Source organism: Paraburkholderia caledonica (genome assembly GCF_000383275.1).
GTDB classification, from domain to species: domain Bacteria; phylum Pseudomonadota; class Gammaproteobacteria; order Burkholderiales; family Burkholderiaceae; genus Paraburkholderia; species Paraburkholderia caledonica.
On sequence record NZ_KB911034.1, the window covers coordinates 302,531 to 319,597 of the forward strand.

Here is a 17,067-nt window from a genome sequence, read left to right on the forward strand (position 1 = left end):
AATGCCTCGGGTCCTCCCTGCTTGACCGCACGTTCGCGGCTCCTATACTCTTTCGAGGCTTTCGGGGCACTCGTGTCCCACGCGGGGCGATCCTCCGCGGGCTTGCTGCCGCGAGGCGGTTTTCCGCGTGGCGGTCCAGCACCCGTCGAACACGGGCCAACATTTCAATAATAGGGAAGAGGAGACGTCATGGCTCACGACGCCGACGCGAATAAAGCCAGCAAGCACTGGCTCTGGCTGTTGCTGTTGCCCTGGATCGCCATGGTCTGGGTGCCGTCGTACAACAAGGTCGAACCGGTACTGTTCGACTTTCCGTTTTTCTACTGGTATCAGCTCCTCTGGGTGCTGATCAGCGCAGTCATTACGGCGCTCGTCTATATGAAGACCAAGGCGCGCTCGTCGGGCCGTCCTCAGGGGGACGCACAATAATGAACGCCATCGCGACTTTCGTCTTCGTTCTATTTTTTATCGGCGTCACCATTCTCGGTTTTATCGCGGCGCACTGGCGGCGCGGCGATCTTGCTCATCTGGAAGAGTGGGGTCTCGGCGGCCGGCGCTTCGGCACCATCGTCACCTGGTTTCTGCTGGGCGGCGACCTCTACACCGCGTACACCTTCATCGCGGTGCCGGCGCTGGTATTCGGTGCGGGCGCAACCGGTTTCTTCGCGCTGCCGTACACCATTCTGATCTACCCGTTCGCGTTCGTCGTCTTCCCGAAACTGTGGAGTATCGCGAAACGTCAGGGCTACGTGACGTCGGCGGACTTCGTATCGGCACGCTACGGCAGCCGTATGCTCGCTCTCGCAATCGCGGTGACGGGTATCGTCGCGACCATGCCGTACATCGCGTTGCAACTGGTCGGGATCGAAGTGGTGATCGGCGCGCTCGGCTTCGACACGAAGGGCTTCGTCGGCGATCTGCCGCTCATCATCGCGTTCGCGATCCTGGCTGCCTACACGTACACGTCGGGCTTGCGCGCGCCGGCCATGATCGCCGTGGTCAAGGACGTCCTGATCTACATCACGATCTTCGCTGCGATCATTGTGATTCCGCCGCAACTGGGAGGCTTCGGCCACATCTTCGCAACGGTGCCGCCGGCCAAGCTGCTGCTCAAGGCGCCGGACGTGTCGAGTCTGAACGGCTATAGCGCGTATGCGACGCTCGCGGTGGGTTCGGCCCTCGCGCTGTTCCTGTACCCGCACTCGATCACGGCGGTGTTGTCGTCGAAATCGGGCAATACGATCCGCCGCAATATGGCGATGCTGCCGGCTTACTCGCTGGTGCTCGGTCTGCTCGCGCTGCTCGGTTTCATGGCGCTTGCCTCGGGCGTGAAGGACATGCCGGAATTCGCCCCGTACTTCAAGGCGTTCGGTCCGAACTTCGCGGTGCCGGCGCTGTTCCTGCACTTCTTCCCGTCGTGGTTCGTCGGCGTGGCGTTCGCGGCGATCGGCATCGGCGCGCTGGTGCCGGCGGCGATCATGTCGATTGCGGCAGCGAACCTGTACACGCGGAACATCCACAAGGAGTTCGTGAATCGCAACATGACGCACGAACAGGAGACCAACGTCGCGAAGCTGGTGTCGCTGATCGTGAAGGTCGGCGCAGTGGCGTTCATTCTCGGCCTGCCGCTCACGTATGCGATCCAGTTGCAATTGCTCGGCGGCATCTGGATCATCCAGACGCTGCCCGCGATCGTGCTCGGTCTGTACACGCGAGTGCTCGACTATCGCGGCTTGCTGCTCGGCTGGGCAGTGGGCATCGCGACCGGCACGTGGATGGCCGTTTCGCTGAAGCTCGCCGGTTCGATCTTTACGATCCACCTGTTCGGCATGGCGATTCCGGGCTACGCGGCTGTCTGGTCGCTGATCGTGAACCTGGTTGTGGCGGTGGTGGTGAGCCTGCTGGTGCGCGCGTTCGGCATGCAGCGCGCCGAAGACCGCACGCGTCCGGAAGACTATCTGGACGTGGTCGAAAGCTAAGCGTCGCAAGCTTGTTGGCGGCCGGGCATACCGGCTAGCAAGCGAAACGGTGCAACTCAAACGCAACGCCCGCAGATGAAAGTCTGCGGGCGTTTGTGTTTGCGGCGCACTCCAGGGCACGATAGCGGGACCGTCTCTCACAAGCGTCGTTAACTCCGCCATGGCTCCTGCCGATTCCCGCACCGTGATTCCGCGCCGTTCGGCGGTGAGCCGGATGGTTCGCGCGATCACGTCGCCGTATTACCGCTATCGACACGCGAAGGTCCTGCACAGCCTGCGCGTAGGACTGGCAATGCTGTTCTCGATTCTCGCGACAACCGGTATCGACATTCCGCACGGCATCTGGTCGTCGGTGACGCTGCTCGTGGTGATCGGCGGTTTGCAGCACCACGGCAATATCCGCAAGAAAGCGGCGGAGCGGGCCGCGGGCACCTTGCTCGGGGCGTCGATCGGGCTGCTGCTGATCGTGCAGCAGAATCTGCTTGGCTCGCTGCCGCTCACCTATGTTTTGATGTCGATCTTCGCCGCGATCTGCGCGTGGTTCGCAATCGGCTCGTCCGGCTATATCGGGCTGTTGACGGCCATCACGATGTGCATCGTCGCGGGGCATGGCGACAATCTGATCGACGTCGGACTGTGGCGCACGCTGAACGTGCTGATCGGCATTGTGATTGCGCTGGCTTTTTCATTCGCGCTGCCGCTGCACGCCACTTATTCATGGCGCTACGGTATTGCGGCCAATCTGCGCGAGTGCGCGCAAATCTATACGCGTTTGCTGGAGGGCGAGACGATTGGCGAGGAAGAGCAGGTGAAGCGGTTTCTCGCGATCAACCGGCGGCTCGTGCAATTGCGTTCGCTGATGCCTTCGGTGGCAAAGGAGATCGACGTGCCGCAGGCGAAGCTCGAGGAGATTCAGCGGCTGCATCGCTCGGTGCTGAGTTCGCTCGAACTGCTTGCCACCGGTCCATTGATGCAGGCCGGCGCCGCCGCGCGTACCGCGTATGCCGAACAGTGCGGCGCGGAGGTGCGGGCGGTGCGCGCCATGCTGCTGGCGATCGCGCGCGGCCTGCGCTTTGGCCGCGCGACGCATTTTAGGATTCCGGCGGCCGGCGATCCGGCGGGCGGCGGGCCGGTGGACTGCACTCCGGCGGCCGGCGATCCGGTGGCCGGCAATCCGGTGGCCGGCAATCCGGCCGCGTCGCCGCTCGTGCGAACCGCGGGAGACGTCGCGTCTAAACTCCCGCCCGACCTGCAAGGGCCGTATTGGCTCGGGCAGCGGCTCGCGGAACAGGTGGACCGCCTGCGCGCAGCGTTACTTGAGACAGAGGTGAACTGGAACATCGAGCGGCGCTCGCGGGTTCTGCAGAAGGCTTAGTTAGAAAAGATGCCGGTGAAGTCCGGTCACGGTTTCTGACAAGGGCTCGGGCCGATCACTCTTGCGGCAGCGTCACCATCCACATCAGGCCGAAGCGGTCCACCGTCATGCCGAAGCCTTTGCTCCAGAAGGTCTCGCCCCATGGCATCACGATCTGACCGCCGTCGGCGAGCGCGTTGAAGTATTTTTGCGCCGATGCCGTGTCGTCCGCCGTCAGCGACAGGCTGAAGCCGCTCATGGGCTTCGCGTCCTGGTCGCAATTGCCGTCGGACGCCATCCACTGTGTCGAGCCCATCTGAACGTTCGCGTGCATGATCTTGTCTTCGACGCCGGCCCGCGGCTGGTTCTGCGAGTCGGGCGGGGCGTCCTTGAAGCGCATCATGAACGTGACTTCGGCACCGAGGTGCTGGCGATAATAATCGAGCGCTTCTTCGCAGCGTCCGTTGAAAAAAACGTAGGGTTGAACTTCCATCATCGTCTCCCGAAATGTGGATATGAACGCCTTCGCGCCGTATGGCGGCCAAAGCAGCAGGCGTGCAGACCATTTTAGGCAACGGTTTTCGGGCGTTTGTGACTTTGTGTCGTGAGGAAAAGACGGCTCGCCGGAAACGGCCGAAGGCCGCCGTCAGCGGATGAGCGGATAGCCGGATCCCGGTAAACGGAACGCGGCCCCGAACCATGAGCTTCGGGGCCGCGAGTTGTGATCGCCTGCTTGGGTCGCCGAGTCTTGCCGACGTAGACGACCGCCGCGACTGACGCAGGCGCTTAACGCAGCGCTTCGATCAGTTTTTCCAGCTTCACTGCGTCGGCCGCAAACGCGCGGATGCCTTCGGCGAGCTTTTCGGTTGCCATGGCCTCGTCGTTGACGAGGAAGCGGAACGACGCTTCATCGACCGGCACGCGTTCAATGTTGGCGTCTTTCGCGCTGTCCGGCGAGAGCTTGCGCTCGACCTTCTCGGTGCTTTCGTGCAGCTTTTGCAGCAGATCCGGGCTGATGGTCAGCAAATCGCAGCCCGCCAGTTCCAGAATCTGGCCCGTGGTTCGGAAGCTCGCGCCCATGACCTCGGTCTTGTAGCCGAATTTCTTGTAGTACGCGTAAATGCGTCGCACGGACTGCACGCCCGGGTCGTTCGCGCCGCCGTCCTTCGCTTCGTCCCACGCACTGCCGGCGTTTTTCTTGTACCAGTCGTAAATGCGGCCGACGAACGGCGAGATCAGCTTCGCCCCGGCGTCAGCACAGGCGGCGGCCTGGGCGAGCGAGAACAGCAGCGTCATGTTGCAGTTGATGCCTTCTTTCTGCAGCACTTCGGCCGCGCGCACGCCTTCCCAGGTGGAAGCCAGTTTGACCAGCACGCGTTCGCGGTCGATGCCGTGGTCCTTGTAGAGCGCAATGATTTCGCGGCCCTTGGCGATCGAACCTTGCACGTCGAACGACAGGCGCGCATCCACTTCGGTCGACACGCGCCCGGGGATGATTTTCAGGATTTCGGTGCCGAAAGCGATCAGCAACTGGTCGATGATCGCGCCCATCGGCTTCGACGCATGATCTTTCACCGTTTTTTCGAGCAGCGGCCGGTAGTCGTCTTTCTGGACGGCCTTCAGAATCAGCGACGGATTGGTGGTCGCGTCCTGCGGCTTGTACTGCGCGAGTTGCTGGAAGTCACCGGTATCGGCCACGACCGTGGTGTATTGCTTGAGTTGCTCGAGTGCGGTTGTCATATTCGTGCCTTCAGAGGGCGCATGCGCCGTGGTTCAGGAGAACGAGGTCGCCGCCGGAATGAAAGACCGGGCCCGGCGGCCGCGAGTCACGCTGCAGCATTCGCCCGATGTTGCCGGGAAACGCTGCCGGATGCTTCTATTTTATGGCGGATCGTCGGATGTAGTGTTGACAGTTGGTAGCGGCGATCCGTTCACAGCTATTTCACTGGCATTCACCGCTGTTGCGGGCGAGCTAAGGTGCCGCTATGCGCCGCATGCAGGAACACCCGCAACGCGCGGGCCATCGCACGTACTCATGCGCGCCGCGCATTCAGGACGACCTGGGTGAGCACGCCCGCCACCAGCCCCCAGAAGGCCGATCCGATAGAGAGCAACGTCAGCCCCGACGCCGTCACCATGAAGGTCACGAGTGCCGCTTCGCGCTGCCTCACGTCCTGCATTGCGTTGGTGAGTCCGCTCATGATCGAGCCGAACAGCGCCAGCGCCGCGACCGACACGACGAGTTCGCGCGGAAACGCCGCGAACAATGCCGCGATGGTCGCGCCGAAAACGCCGGCGATCAGATAGAAGATACCGCACCACACCGCGGCCATGTAACGCTTGCCGTGGTTTTCGTGCGCTTCGGGGCCGGTACAGATCGCCGCCGTGATCGCGGCAAGGTTGACGCCGTGCGAGCCGAACGGCGCGAGCAGCAGCGACGCGATTCCCGTCGCGGAAATCAGCGGCGCCGACGGCGTGGTATAGCCGTCCGCGCGCAGCACCGCGATGCCGGGCACGTTCTGTGACGCCATGGCGACGACGAAAAGCGGAATCCCGATGCTGATGCTCGCGGCAAGAGAAAACGCCGGCATCGTAAAGACGGGATGCGCGAGCGCCACCTGGAAGTGACTGAAGTCGAGCAGGCCGAGGGCACCCGCAGCAATCGTGCCGGCAATCAACGTCATTGGAATCGCGTAACGCGGCGCGAGGCGTTTGACGACCAGGTAGGTCAGAAACATCGTCAGAACGAGCGCCGTCTGGAACTGCGCGGCGCGAAAAATCTCGATGCCGATCTCGAACAGGATGCCCGCCAGCAGTGCGGCCGCGATGCCAGCGGGAATCTTCTTCATGAGCGTGTCGAACCAGCCCGTCAGTCCGACAATGGTCAGCAGCAGCGCGCAGACGATAAACGCGCCGATCGCCTGCCCGTAAGGCACATGCGGCAGCGACGACACCAGAAGCGCCGCGCCGGGCGTCGACCATGCAATCACAATCGGGGCGCGAAAACGCAACGACAGTCCGATCGTGCAGAGGGCCATGCCGATCGACAACGCCCAGATCCATGACGAAATCTGTGCATTCGTCAGATGTGCGGCCTGACCCGCCTGGAACATGAGCACGAGCGAACTGGTGTAGCCCGTCATCATCGCGACGAAGCCCGCGACGATCGCCGACAGCGAAGTGTCGGCCAATGGGTTGAAGCGCCCGGGCGGAATGCCGGCAGGCGCGAGATCAGGCGATGACGAGCGACTCATGCAAAAACTTTCTTGTCGTTGGAGGGTGGAGCGGTCGGTTCTATTTGCTCAGCATCCGCATGGCGGACTCGAGCCCGGCGAGCGTGAGCGGATACATCCGCTGGCCGAGCACTTCGCGGATCGCGCTGACGGACTGGCGGTACGCCCACAGGCCTTCAGGTTCCGGATTGAGCCACGCGTAATGCGGGAAGTGGTCGGCGAGGCGTCGCAGCCACACGGCGCCGGCTTCGGCGTTGTTGTATTCGACGGAGCCGCCCGGCTGCAGCACTTCGTAGGGGCTCATGGTTGCGTCGCCGACGAAGATCAGCTTGTAATCGGGCGTGAATTTGTGCAGCACGTCCCACGTCGGCATGCGCTCGGTGTGACGGCGACGATTGTTCTTCCACAGGAAGTCGTACACGCAGTTGTGGAAGTAGTAGAACTCGAGGTGCTTGAACTCGGCCTTCGCGGCGGAGAACAGTTCTTCGGTGCGCTTGATGTGATCGTCCATGGAGCCGCCGACATCGAGCAGCATCAGCACTTTCACCTTGTTGTGCCGCTCGGGCACCATCTTGAGATCGAGCCAGCCGGCGTTCGCGGCCGTGCTGCGGATCGTGTCGGGCAGATCGAGTTCTTCGGCCGCGCCTTCGCGCGCGAAGCGGCGCAAGCGGCGTAACGCCACCTTGATGTTGCGCGTGCCGATTTCGACCTGGTCGTCGTAGTCGCGATAGGCGCGCGCTTCCCAGACTTTCACGGCAGTGCGATTGCCCGCCGCGTCGCCACCGATGCGCACGCCTTCCGGGTTGTAGCCGCCATTGCCGAACGGCGACGTGCCGCCCGTGCCGATCCACTTGCTGCCGCCTTCGTGGCGCTCTTTCTGTTCGTCGAACAGCTGCTTCAGGCGTTCCATCAGTTTGTCGATGCCGCCCATCGCCTCGATTTGCGCCTTTTCTTCCGGCGACAGATCGCGTTGCAGCTTTTTCTTCAGCCAGTCGAGCGGGACGTCGAAGGCAAGTTCCGAGGTCTGCGCAACGCCGTTGAAATACGCGCCGAACGCCTGGTCGAACTTGTCGAAGTACTGTTCGTCCTTCACGAGCGTCATGCGCGCGAGGTAATAGAACTCGTCGAGCGACGGCGCGATCACGTTGGCTTTGAGCGCCTCGAGCAGCGTCAGGTATTCCTTCACCGACACGGGCAGTTTCGCGGCGCGCAGCGAGTAGAAGAAGTCGATCAGCATGCTGGGTTCTCCGCGGCGCGGGCACTCACTAGAAATTCAACGATTATTGCGGTTCATGAAAATGAGCCGCTCGAACAGGCTTACGTCCTGTTCGTTCTTCAGAAGCGCGCCGTGCAGCGGCGGGATGATCTGCTTCTGATCCGACGAGCGCAGCGCTTCGGGTGGGATGTCTTCGGCGAGCAGCAGCTTGAGCCAGTCGAGCAGTTCGGACGTGGACGGCTTTTTCTTCAGCCCGGCCACGTTGCGCAGCTCGAAAAAGCTTTGCATGGCCGCGGCCAGCAGCTCCTTCTTGATGCCAGGATAATGCACCTCCACGATCTGCTGCATCGTGGCCGGGTCGGGAAACTTGATGTAATGGAAAAAGCAGCGGCGCAGAAACGCGTCGGGCAGCTCCTTCTCATTGTTCGACGTGATGATCACGAGCGGACGCTGTTTCGCGCGGATCAACTCGTGCGTCTCGTACACGTAGAACTCCATGCGGTCGAGCTCGCGCAAGAGGTCGTTCGGAAATTCGATGTCGGCCTTGTCGATCTCGTCGATCAGCAGCACCGTTTGTTCGTCCGACTCGAACGCCTGCCACAGCACGCCCTTGACGATGTAGTTGCGGATGTCCTTCACCCGCTCGTCGCCGAGTTGCGAATCGCGCAGGCGCGACACCGCGTCGTATTCGTAGAGGCCTTGCTGGGCCTTGGTGGTGGACTTGATATGCCACTGCAGCAGCGGCATGCCGAGCGCGGCGGCGACTTCTTCGGCCAGCATGGTCTTGCCGGTGCCGGGCTCGCCCTTGATCAGCAGCGGGCGCTTGAGCGTCATCGCGGCGTTGACCGCGAGCTTGAGGTCGTCGGTGGCGACGTACTGCGATGAGCCTTCGAAACGCATGGCGAGATGCTCTTTGGGCGGAAAAAACCCAGTATAAGTCAGAAGCCCTGTTGGCCTGAAACGGGCTCGCGTATGGTTTCAGCCGCGGTGCGGCCCGGCCGCAATGCAGGCCCGCCGGCCGGCGCGCCCCGCGCGGTGGACGTTCGGCGCGGCGTCGCGGTACAATTAGCCCGATTTTTTTGGCCTGCGTGGCTCCCTATAAGAATAACGGCGCGGGCCGTTGCCTTTTTGGGCGCCCGTTTCCCCTCAAGCCAGGTTACATGCTATGAATAAATTCGTCGGCAAACACGTCGTGATCGCAGCGCTGTCGGTGCTCGCGGGCTATGCGGCCAGTGCGCAGGCAGCGGATGTCGTCGGCAACGCGAAAGCGGGCCAAGGCAAGGTCGCGATGTGTATTGGCTGCCACGGCATCCCTGAATATCGCACGGCTTATCCTGAGGTCTACCGCGTGCCCATGCTCGGCGGCCAGAATCAGGCGTACCTCGAAAACGCCCTGCGCGGCTACAAGAAGGGCGATCGCCACTTCGAAACGATGCACGCGATCACCGCGTCGCTATCGGATCAGGACATCGCCGACATCGCTGCTTACTACGCGGCGCAAAATTCCTCATCGAAGAGCAATCCCGACAAGTGACCGGCTGCGGTTATCCAACCAGTCACACGGCTATTAAATTCGCGGGATAGGAGAATTCATGAATAAGCCCCAACAGGCACTCCACACGGTGTTCAAGGCTGCATGCGCGTCGGCGGCAGTAATCGGTCTGGTTGCAACGAGCGTCGCCCATGCGGCCGACGCCGGCAACGGCAAGGTGCTGTCCGAGAGCCACAACTGCGCGGCATGTCACGGCCCGAACCTGAACAAGCCCGTAAGCCCGGAATATCCGAAGCTCGCGGGTCAGCATTCCGATTACGTCTACTGGGCGCTGCGTCAGTATCAGATGGGTAACGGCAACCCGCACATGGGTCGCAATAACGCGATCATGCAGGCGCAGGTGCAGAGCCTGTCGCAATCTGACATGAAAGACATCGCGGCTTACATCGAATCGCTGAACGGCGATCTCGTGCAGAAGAAGTAAGCTCGCCGCGCCACCTCGGCGCTGCCTGGCAACTTCAACGACACCCCGCTTCGACGGGGTGTCGTGCTTTTTGATGCCGGAGTTTGCGTGCGTGGTTGAGTTCGCGGCCCGCGCGCTCTTTTGCGCGTTCCCTTCGATGCTCCTATTCGCGTTGCGATCCGCGCACGCTTGCCGCTAGTCGCGCGTCGCGCGCCGTTCGATGCGCTGCAGATACGCGTCCGTATCGGGCGGCAAGCCTGTGCGCTGCGCTTCCCAAATGGTTTCGCCGAGGCATTCCATGATCGCGTGCTGCGCGTCGTGCGTCGACCCAAGACGGGCGGCAAGACGCTCATGCGCGGCGCGGATGCCTGGCGGCTGGTCGATCGACAGTTGTTCGGTGATGGCCAGGTGCATCGACAGATGCAGGAACGGATTGGTCTGTCCGCGCTCCGGCGAGTAGTCCTGGGCCTGGGCCGCCTCCGTATCGGTCAGTTCCGCGTGATACTCCGGATGCTCAGTGATCCAGTCGGCGGCAATCGCTTCGAGCGGCGTCAGAATCTCGCCCTGACGCTGCTTGCGCCAGGTCTCGGTGAAAAATTGACGGACTTCGTCGCGGCTTGGATTGAACATCGTGGGACCGGTTTATCGAGTGGAAAGTGAGAGGACGCAACGGCTGCGTGCGGTGAGGCGTTGCTGTGAGAACGCGCCTTGCGGAGCCGCTCACGCTGGCCGGTGCCGCCGCGTATAACTCAGGCCGGCGCCGCACTATATATAACGCGGCATTTTACGCGCCGGTGCCGCGGCTTGCTGGGGACGCGCCAGCTCAAAGATCGGGCGGCGGCGTCTTTGGCCGGAATTCGCAAAGCGGCTCGATCGCGCAGTGCCAGCACTCCGGCCGACGCGCCTTGCACACATAACGGCCGTGCAGGATCAGCCAATGATGCGCGTCCTTCTTGAACTCGGCGGGCGTGAATTTTTCGAGCGCTGTTTCAACCGCGCGCACGTCTTTGCCGGGAGCCAGCCCGGTTCGATTCGCAACCCGAAAGATGTGTGTGTCGACGGCGATAGTCGGATGGCCGAACGCCGTGTTCAGAATCACGTTAGCCGTCTTGCGCCCGACGCCCGGCAGACTTTCCAGCGCCTCGCGGTCCTCCGGCACTTCGCCGCCGTATTGATCGAGCAGGATGCGGCAAGTCGCGATCACGTTCTTGGCCTTGTTCCTGTACAACCCGATCGTCTTGATGTAGTCGGCGACGCCTTCTTCTCCGAGTTCCAACACTTTCTGCGGCGTGTTGGCCACAGGGAACATCTTGCGCATGGCCTTGTTGACCGAGACGTCAGTCGCCTGCGCCGAAAGCAGCACGGCAATCAGCAGTTCGAACGGTGTGGTGTACTCCAGTTCGGTCGTAGGATGCGGATTGATGCTCTGAAGCGTTTCGTAGATGGCGCGGCGTTTGTTCGCGTTCATGCTCAGCGGGCGGATGCTGTTAGCGCGGATTGCGCGTGCCGGCCGGCGTCGACGGCGGCGGGTTGCCGGCGGTATCGTCGGCGGGTTTATCGATACGTTTATCGGTACGTTGGTCGGTGCCTGTGCCGGTAAGTCCGAGACGGCGGCGGCGCGCTTCGGCCGCGTCGATCTGCGCCTGCACGTCGGCGCTCACCTGCTCGGTGTTCAAAGGGACGTGGCCTTTGGCGGCCAGCTCCTCCTTCTTCTTGCGCGCGCGTTCGAGCGCGGCCTGGATAATCGCGCGTTTCTTCGCTTCAGCGTCCGCATTCTCAGCAGTGCTTGCAGGCGATACGGAGGGCGTCGACACGTTGCCAGCCGGTGCAGTGGCAGCCGCAGTGGTAGCCCCGCTAGCGGCTGCGCTGCTTCGCCGCGCCGCAACACGTGCTTCGGCAGCTTCGCGCTCGCGTGCAAGACGCGCTTCGCGCCGGTTATGCCGCTCGCGAGCGGCGTCGGCGAGCGGCTGGCTCCATGCGTCCCAGCCGGTCGCGTCGCCGGTGACAGGCGGCATCGAAATGCAATCGACCGGGCAGGGCGGTACGCACAGGTCGCAGCCCGTGCACAACTCGGCGACTACCGTGTGCATGTGTTTCGGTGCCCCAACTATTGCGTCGACGGGGCACGCTTGCATGCACAAAGTGCAACCGATGCACACCTGTTCGTCGATAACCGCCAGAGGGCGTGGGCGTTCGACGCCATTGGCGGAATTGAGCGGAATCACCGGTTTGCCGAGCAAGGCGGCGAGGCGCGCGACGCCTTCTTGACCACCCGGCGGGCACTGGTTGTAATTGGCTTCGCCGCATGCGACGGCCTCGGCGTACGGACGGCACGCCGGATAACCGCACTTGGTGCATTGCGTCTGGGGAAGCAGATCTTCAATGCGATCTGCGAGTGTTTTGATCTGTGTCACGGTCACGATGTGGGGCCAAGCGGGGCTCGGCGGGGCGGCCGCACAGCTTGAACTAAATAGCACATTATCGCCGATTTCCCCAATTGCCATCGGCAATCCATGTGCCATAATCGAAGCGCCTTTTTCGAAAGACCGCAGAAGGGTTTCCCCCAACCAGCCCGTTCAGTGCCGTCTATGCAAGGCCCGAGGAGAGGCCGGCGGCACGATCTGGAAAACGCGGCTCACGAAGACCATGCCACCATGAATCAGCCGAAAATCAAAAGAGATCCTGAAGGCACCCGGCGCCGCATTCTGCTTGCGGCAGCCGAAGAGTTTGCAAATGGTGGGCTATTCGGCGCGCGCGTCGATCAGATCGCCCGCCGAGCGGAGACGAATGAACGCATGCTCTACTACTACTTCGGTAGCAAGGAGCAGCTCTTCACTGCAGTACTCGAGCACGCGTTCAGCGCGCTCAACGAAGCGGAACGCACGCTCGAACTGAACGGCATTGCGCCGGTCGAGGCAGTTACGCGTCTCGCGCATTTTGTTTGGGATTACTACCGCGACCATCCTGAACTGCTGCGCCTCGTCAATAATGAAAATTTGCACGAGGCGCGTTATATGCAGAAGTCCACGCGCATCCGCGAAATGATTTCGCCGATCGTCGCCACGCTTGGCAGCATTCTCGAGCGTGGTCAACGCGCAGGGCTCTTTCGCACGAACGTGGATCCGCTGCGCTTCTACGTCACGCTGTCGGGCATGGGCTATTACATCGTGTCCAATCGCTTCACGCTCGAAGCCACGCTTGGTCGCGATTTCAGCAGTGCGAGCGAACGCAGTGAGGTGATTCAGATGAACACCGAACTATTGCTCGCTTATCTGTTGCGAAAGTAGGACGGCCTCGGTCTTGGTCTGCAAAGTTGAGATGCGCTAAGACGCTTGTCAACTTTGCTTGCTTTTGAACGGGCCGTTTGAGACGTGCCAAAAAAAACGGCCTCCTAATCAGGAGGCCGTTCTTATCTGTTTCGCGAGGACTTCGTGTGACTTCATGATTGGCCGAAAAAGCCTGCATGACGCTTGCTCGAAGTCCGCATGACACGCGTCACACTTCAGCTTTTTCCTTCACGACCTTCGGCGCCTTGTTGTGCTCGAGGATGAAGTCGCGCAACTGCGGATAAATGATCGTGCGCCAGCGGCGGCCCGAAAAGATACCGTAGTGCCCGCACTTTTCCGCCGTGAAGTGACGCTTGTTGTTCTCCGGAATGCCGGTGCACAACCCATGAGCGGCATAGGTCTGACCGTCGCCGGAAATGTCGTCCAGTTCGCCTTCAATCGTGAAGAGCGCGGTTTTCGTGATGTCCTGCGGACGCACGCGTTCGCCGGCCACGTCCCAGGTGCCTTCGGCCAGACAGAACTCCTGAAACACCACGCGGATCGTGTCCAGGTAGTAATCGGCGTCCATGTCGAGCACGGCGTTGTACTCGTCGTAGAAGCGGCGATGCGCTTCCGCGTCGTCTTCGTCGCCACGCAGGAGGCTCTGGTAGAAGTCCCAATGCGAAGCCGCATGACGTTCCGGGTTCATCGCGACAAAGCCCGTGTGTTGCAGGAAGCCCGGGTACACCTTGCGGCCCACGCCCGGATAGTTCGGCGGCACCGTGAAGATCACGTTGTTTTCGAACCACTCGTAGGAGTGTTGCGTGGCGAGCGAGTTGACCGAGGTCGGGCTCTTACGCGCGTCGATAGGCCCGCCCATCATGGTCATGGTGCGCGGCGTGTCTTCGCCGCGGCTCGCCAGCAACGAAATGGCGGCGAGCACCGGCACGGTCGGCTGGCACACCGAGATCACATGCAGATTCTTCGCGCCGATGTGGCGGATGAATTCCTGAATGTAGGCGACGTAATCGTCGAGATGAAACTCGCCGTCTTCGAGCGGCACCATGCGCGCGTCGATCCAGTCGGTCAGATAGACCTTGTGGTCCTGCAACAACGTGCGCACTGTGTCACGCAGCAGCGTGGCATGGTGGCCCGATAACGGCGCGCAGACCAGCACGACCGGTTCGTCCTTGAGCTGGGTCACGGCGTCGCTGTCGTCCGCGAAACGCTTGAAGCGCATCAGACGGCAGAACGGCTTCTCGATGATCGTTTGCTCGATGATCGGGATGTTGTGACCGTCTTTGACGATCTGATGCAGATTGAACTCCGGCTTCTCGTAATCTTTACCAAGCCGGTAGAGCAGTTCGTAGCCGGCGGAAAGGCGCGTGGCACCGGGCACGTAGGCCAGCGGGCTGGCAGGATTCGCGAACGATTTTGACGCGGCCTGAGCCCAGGCGGTAAGCGGGCTCAGCATAGCCCGCTGGAATTCGTGCAATTGGTAGAGCATGGGTGCTCCGTTTTAAGCGGTTCGCATGGGGCTTCGCAAACACGCGTGTGGCGTTGCGGCAGGCCATTTTGGTTGTTGGCACACTATTTTTGGGCCGACAGACGGTTCGATGATATAGAAACAAGTGGTGTTGTGCAATGCAGCAATCTGGTCGCGTTAATCCGTGAAAGTGTCATTGAATCATGCTACTGGCGATGTTGCTGTGCCGCTATCCGGGCTTGCAGCAGCCTCAAGTTCCGCCTGGTGCATGCCGTTATGAGACGGCTGACCCGTGGCCCGCGCCATCGCCTGTTCGTGTTTCATCAGGTTCAGGCCGGTATTGACGAGCGACACGTGTGAGAACGCCTGCGGGAAGTTGCCAACCAGGCGTTTCGCTGCCGGATCGTATTCCTCGGCGAGCAGCCCGACGTCGTTGCATAGTCCGAGCAGCCGTTCGTACATGGCGATCGCTTCGTCAAGCCGGCCTTGGAGCGCCAGGTTGTCCACCATCCAGAACGAGCAAGCCAGAAACGTGCCTTCCCCCGGCGGAAGGCCGTCGTCGAATTCGGTCGTGCGGTAGCGCATCACGAAACCGTCGTGCATCAGGTCGCGTTCGATGGCCTCCACCGTACCTTTTATTCGTGGATCGTTCGGCGGCAGGAAGCTCACGAGTGGCATGAGCAGCACGCTCGCGTCCAGCTGGTCGCTGCCGTACGCCTGCACGAACGCATTGCGCGACGGATTCCACGCCTTTTCGCAGACTTCCGCGTGAATCTGCGCGCGGGTGGCGCGCCATTCGTCGAGCGGGCCTTCGAGCTTGAACATTTCCGCCGATGCAAGCGCGCGGTCGAACGCAACCCACGCCATGACCTTCGAGAAAGTGAAATGCTGGCGCCCGCCGCGCGTCTCCCAGATGCCCTCGTCGGGTTGCTGCCAGATCGTCGTCAGGTGGCGCAGCAGCGCGCATTGCACGTTCCACGCGGTGTCGTCTGCCTGCAAGCCGCCGACGCGCGCCAGATGCAGCGCGTTCATCACCTCGCCGTACACGTCCAACTGAAGCTGCCCCACCGCGTTATTGCCGATCCGCACGGGCTTCGCGCCCTGATAGCCGGGCAGCCAGTCGATCTCGAACTCGGGCAGGCGCCGCTCGCCGGCGAGCCCATACATGATCTGCAACTGGTCGGGCGCGCCGGCCGTAACGCGGCCGAGCCAGCTGCGCCATGCACGCGCCTCGTCGTAATAGCCGCCGCGCATCAGCGCGAGCAGCGTAATGGTCGCGTCGCGCAGCCAGCAGTAGCGGTAGTCCCAGTTGCGCGTGCCGCCCAGCTGTTCGGGCAGCGACGTGGTGGGCGCGGCGACGATTCCGCCAGTCGGCTCGTAGGCGAGCGCCCGCAGCGTGATCAGCGAGCGGCGGATCGGCTCGGCCCATCTTCCCTGGATGCTGCCGCGCGCCGACCATTCGAGCCAATGGTTCTCGGTGCGTGCGAGCGCCGTGTGCGGATCGCGTGCCGGCGGCAGCCGCAAGTGCGAAGCCGCGTAGGCGAGCGAGAAGGGCACACGTTCACCTTCCTTGACGGTGAATTCGGCCACCGTTTTCATGTTCTCGCCGACGAGTTCCACGGGCGTGCGCAGCACCGCGTTATCCGGGCCGACGATCGCGCGGATGCCGCTTTCGTTTTTCAGGCGTTGGACCCACGGAATCGAGAAGCCGTAGTCGAAGCGCAGCACGAGTTCCATCTTCATGCGCACGGTGCCTCGTTTGCCGACGACGATACGCACCATCTCCGACCAGCCGTTGCCCGGCGGCATGAAATCCACGAGCGTCACCGCGCCTTCGGGCGTTTCAAAGTCGGTTTCGAGTATCAGCGTTTCGCCCCGATACCGGCGGGTGATTTTCACGGGCGCGTCGGTATCGGGACAAATCAGCCATCGGCCGTTGTCCGGCGTGCCGAGCAGCGCGGCGAAACATGCTCCAGAGTCGAATCGCGGCCAGCAAAGCCAGTCGACGGAACCTTCGCGGGAAATGAGCGCGGCGGTGTGGCCGTCGCCGATGAGCGCATAGTCTTCGATGGGTGCGGGCATGAGCTTGCGTATCAGTGCGTTTGAGTAGCAGGTGCGGCGCAACGGGCCCCACCTGTTCGTTGTTCTTTCCGGACTCGCTGGCGGTTTTTCGGCTTGGTCGGCAATGCGGCAAAACGCGAGTTGGTAAATTTCGAGCCTATGCCTACAATCAGTAATCTGGCCGGCGCGGAAATCTTCACTGTTTTGCGAACCGGCTTGCCCATCGCGCATGCACACGCCGTTTCGAGGACGAAAGCCATGCTGAATCCGTCAAAATCCGACTGCATCACGATTCTCTCCGCCGCGAGCCAGCTTGCGGACGATTCAATGTTGCCTCTCGATCACAGCCGCCTTGGTCTGAGCCGCAACGGCATGCAGACCGCCGCGAGCTTTCTGATCGAACGAGCCTGCTTCCGGCGTTATCAGGAAGGTGACGGCCATTATGCCGTCGGCGCGCTGTCGCTGCAGGGGCGTTGGCGTCTGGAACAGCTTTCGAACGGCTGACGCCGGCGTTTTC

General features: G+C 62.0%; 17 protein-coding genes. 7 read left to right on the forward strand and 10 right to left on the reverse strand.

All coding sequences use genetic code 11. The annotated features are described in order from the left end of the window. Positions 1 to 189 precede the first annotated feature (189 nt). The 3 genes from H281_RS0101445 to H281_RS0101455 all read left to right on the forward strand — a co-directional run bounded on the left by H281_RS0101445 (position 190) and on the right by H281_RS0101455 (position 3,354). Positions 190 to 429 carry a DUF3311 domain-containing protein gene (locus tag H281_RS0101445; protein WP_020065312.1) on the forward strand — a complete coding sequence of 80 codons (240 nt, stop codon included), beginning with the start codon at positions 190 to 192 and terminating at the stop codon, positions 427 to 429. After that, positions 429 to 1,979, forward strand: a complete 1,551-nt coding sequence (mctP, locus tag H281_RS0101450; protein ID WP_020065313.1) for a monocarboxylate uptake permease MctP — start codon at positions 429 to 431, stop codon at positions 1,977 to 1,979. The genes H281_RS0101445 and mctP overlap by 1 nt, the downstream gene beginning before the upstream one ends. Before the next feature lie 160 nt (positions 1,980 to 2,139). Then, entirely contained in the window at positions 2,140 to 3,354 is a 1,215-nt protein-coding gene (locus H281_RS0101455) for an FUSC family protein (RefSeq protein WP_027804201.1), read from the forward strand. Positions 3,355 to 3,409: 55 nt separating this feature from the next. Here H281_RS0101455 and H281_RS0101460 read toward each other — a convergent pair whose 3' ends face one another. The 5 genes from H281_RS0101460 to H281_RS0101485 form a co-directional block, all read right to left on the reverse strand. Further along, entirely contained in the window at positions 3,410 to 3,826 is a 417-nt protein-coding gene (locus tag H281_RS0101460) for a VOC family protein (protein ID WP_020065315.1), read from the reverse strand. Positions 3,827 to 4,119: 293 nt separating this feature from the next. Further along, positions 4,120 to 5,073 (reverse strand): transaldolase, encoded by a 954-nt coding sequence (gene tal / locus H281_RS0101465; protein WP_020065316.1) that lies wholly within the window; start codon positions 5,071 to 5,073, stop codon positions 4,120 to 4,122. 293 nt (positions 5,074 to 5,366) lie between these two features. Continuing rightward, positions 5,367 to 6,587, reverse strand: a complete 1,221-nt coding sequence (locus H281_RS0101475; RefSeq protein WP_020065317.1) for a benzoate/H(+) symporter BenE family transporter — start codon at positions 6,585 to 6,587, stop codon at positions 5,367 to 5,369. A gap of 40 nt (positions 6,588 to 6,627) precedes the next feature. Then, the gene (locus tag H281_RS0101480; protein WP_020065318.1) at positions 6,628 to 7,803 is read right to left on the reverse strand and encodes a vWA domain-containing protein; all 1,176 of its coding nucleotides are present in this window, start codon (positions 7,801 to 7,803) and stop codon (positions 6,628 to 6,630) included. Between the two features lie 36 nt (positions 7,804 to 7,839). Further along, on the reverse strand, positions 7,840 to 8,682 hold the full coding sequence (locus H281_RS0101485; RefSeq protein ID WP_020065319.1) for an AAA family ATPase: 843 nt from the start codon (positions 8,680 to 8,682) through the stop codon (positions 7,840 to 7,842). A 265-nt stretch (positions 8,683 to 8,947) separates the two neighbouring features. On the opposite strand from H281_RS0101485, the gene H281_RS0101490 reads away from it, so the two are divergent. Continuing rightward, positions 8,948 to 9,316: a c-type cytochrome gene (locus tag H281_RS0101490; protein WP_013338619.1), complete on the forward strand. Its 369-nt coding sequence runs from the start codon at positions 8,948 to 8,950 to the stop codon at positions 9,314 to 9,316. A gap of 58 nt (positions 9,317 to 9,374) precedes the next feature. Beyond that, the gene (locus H281_RS0101495; RefSeq protein ID WP_020065320.1) at positions 9,375 to 9,758 is read left to right on the forward strand and encodes a c-type cytochrome; all 384 of its coding nucleotides are present in this window, start codon (positions 9,375 to 9,377) and stop codon (positions 9,756 to 9,758) included. 174 nt (positions 9,759 to 9,932) lie between these two features. On the opposite strand, the gene H281_RS0101500 is transcribed toward H281_RS0101495, so the two are convergent. From H281_RS0101500 to rsxB, 3 genes are all read right to left on the reverse strand, one after another. Next, positions 9,933 to 10,367, reverse strand: a complete 435-nt coding sequence (locus tag H281_RS0101500) for a DUF1841 family protein (protein WP_020065321.1) — start codon at positions 10,365 to 10,367, stop codon at positions 9,933 to 9,935. Positions 10,368 to 10,560: 193 nt separating this feature from the next. Then, complete coding sequence (gene nth / locus H281_RS0101505; RefSeq protein ID WP_020065322.1) at positions 10,561 to 11,205, reverse strand: endonuclease III; 645 nt, start codon at positions 11,203 to 11,205, stop codon at positions 10,561 to 10,563. 19 nt (positions 11,206 to 11,224) lie between these two features. Continuing rightward, entirely contained in the window at positions 11,225 to 12,157 is a 933-nt protein-coding gene (gene rsxB / locus H281_RS0101510; RefSeq protein WP_020065323.1) for an electron transport complex subunit RsxB, read from the reverse strand. Between the two features lie 234 nt (positions 12,158 to 12,391). On the opposite strand from rsxB, the gene H281_RS0101515 reads away from it, so the two are divergent. Next, entirely contained in the window at positions 12,392 to 13,024 is a 633-nt protein-coding gene (locus H281_RS0101515) for a TetR/AcrR family transcriptional regulator (protein WP_020065324.1), read from the forward strand. A 208-nt stretch (positions 13,025 to 13,232) separates the two neighbouring features. Here the strand turns inward: H281_RS0101515 and H281_RS0101520 are convergent, their stop codons facing one another. Next, on the reverse strand, positions 13,233 to 14,510 hold the full coding sequence (locus tag H281_RS0101520; RefSeq protein WP_020065325.1) for a polyhydroxyalkanoate depolymerase: 1,278 nt from the start codon (positions 14,508 to 14,510) through the stop codon (positions 13,233 to 13,235). A 180-nt stretch (positions 14,511 to 14,690) separates the two neighbouring features. Further along, entirely contained in the window at positions 14,691 to 16,571 is a 1,881-nt protein-coding gene (locus H281_RS0101525) for a glycoside hydrolase family 15 protein (RefSeq protein WP_020065326.1), read from the reverse strand. 237 nt (positions 16,572 to 16,808) lie between these two features. On the opposite strand from H281_RS0101525, the gene H281_RS0101530 reads away from it, so the two are divergent. Next, a complete protein-coding gene (locus tag H281_RS0101530; protein WP_006048362.1) occupies positions 16,809 to 17,054 on the forward strand; it encodes a hypothetical protein in 246 nt (81 codons plus the stop codon). The last annotated feature ends 13 nt before the right edge of the window (positions 17,055 to 17,067 follow it).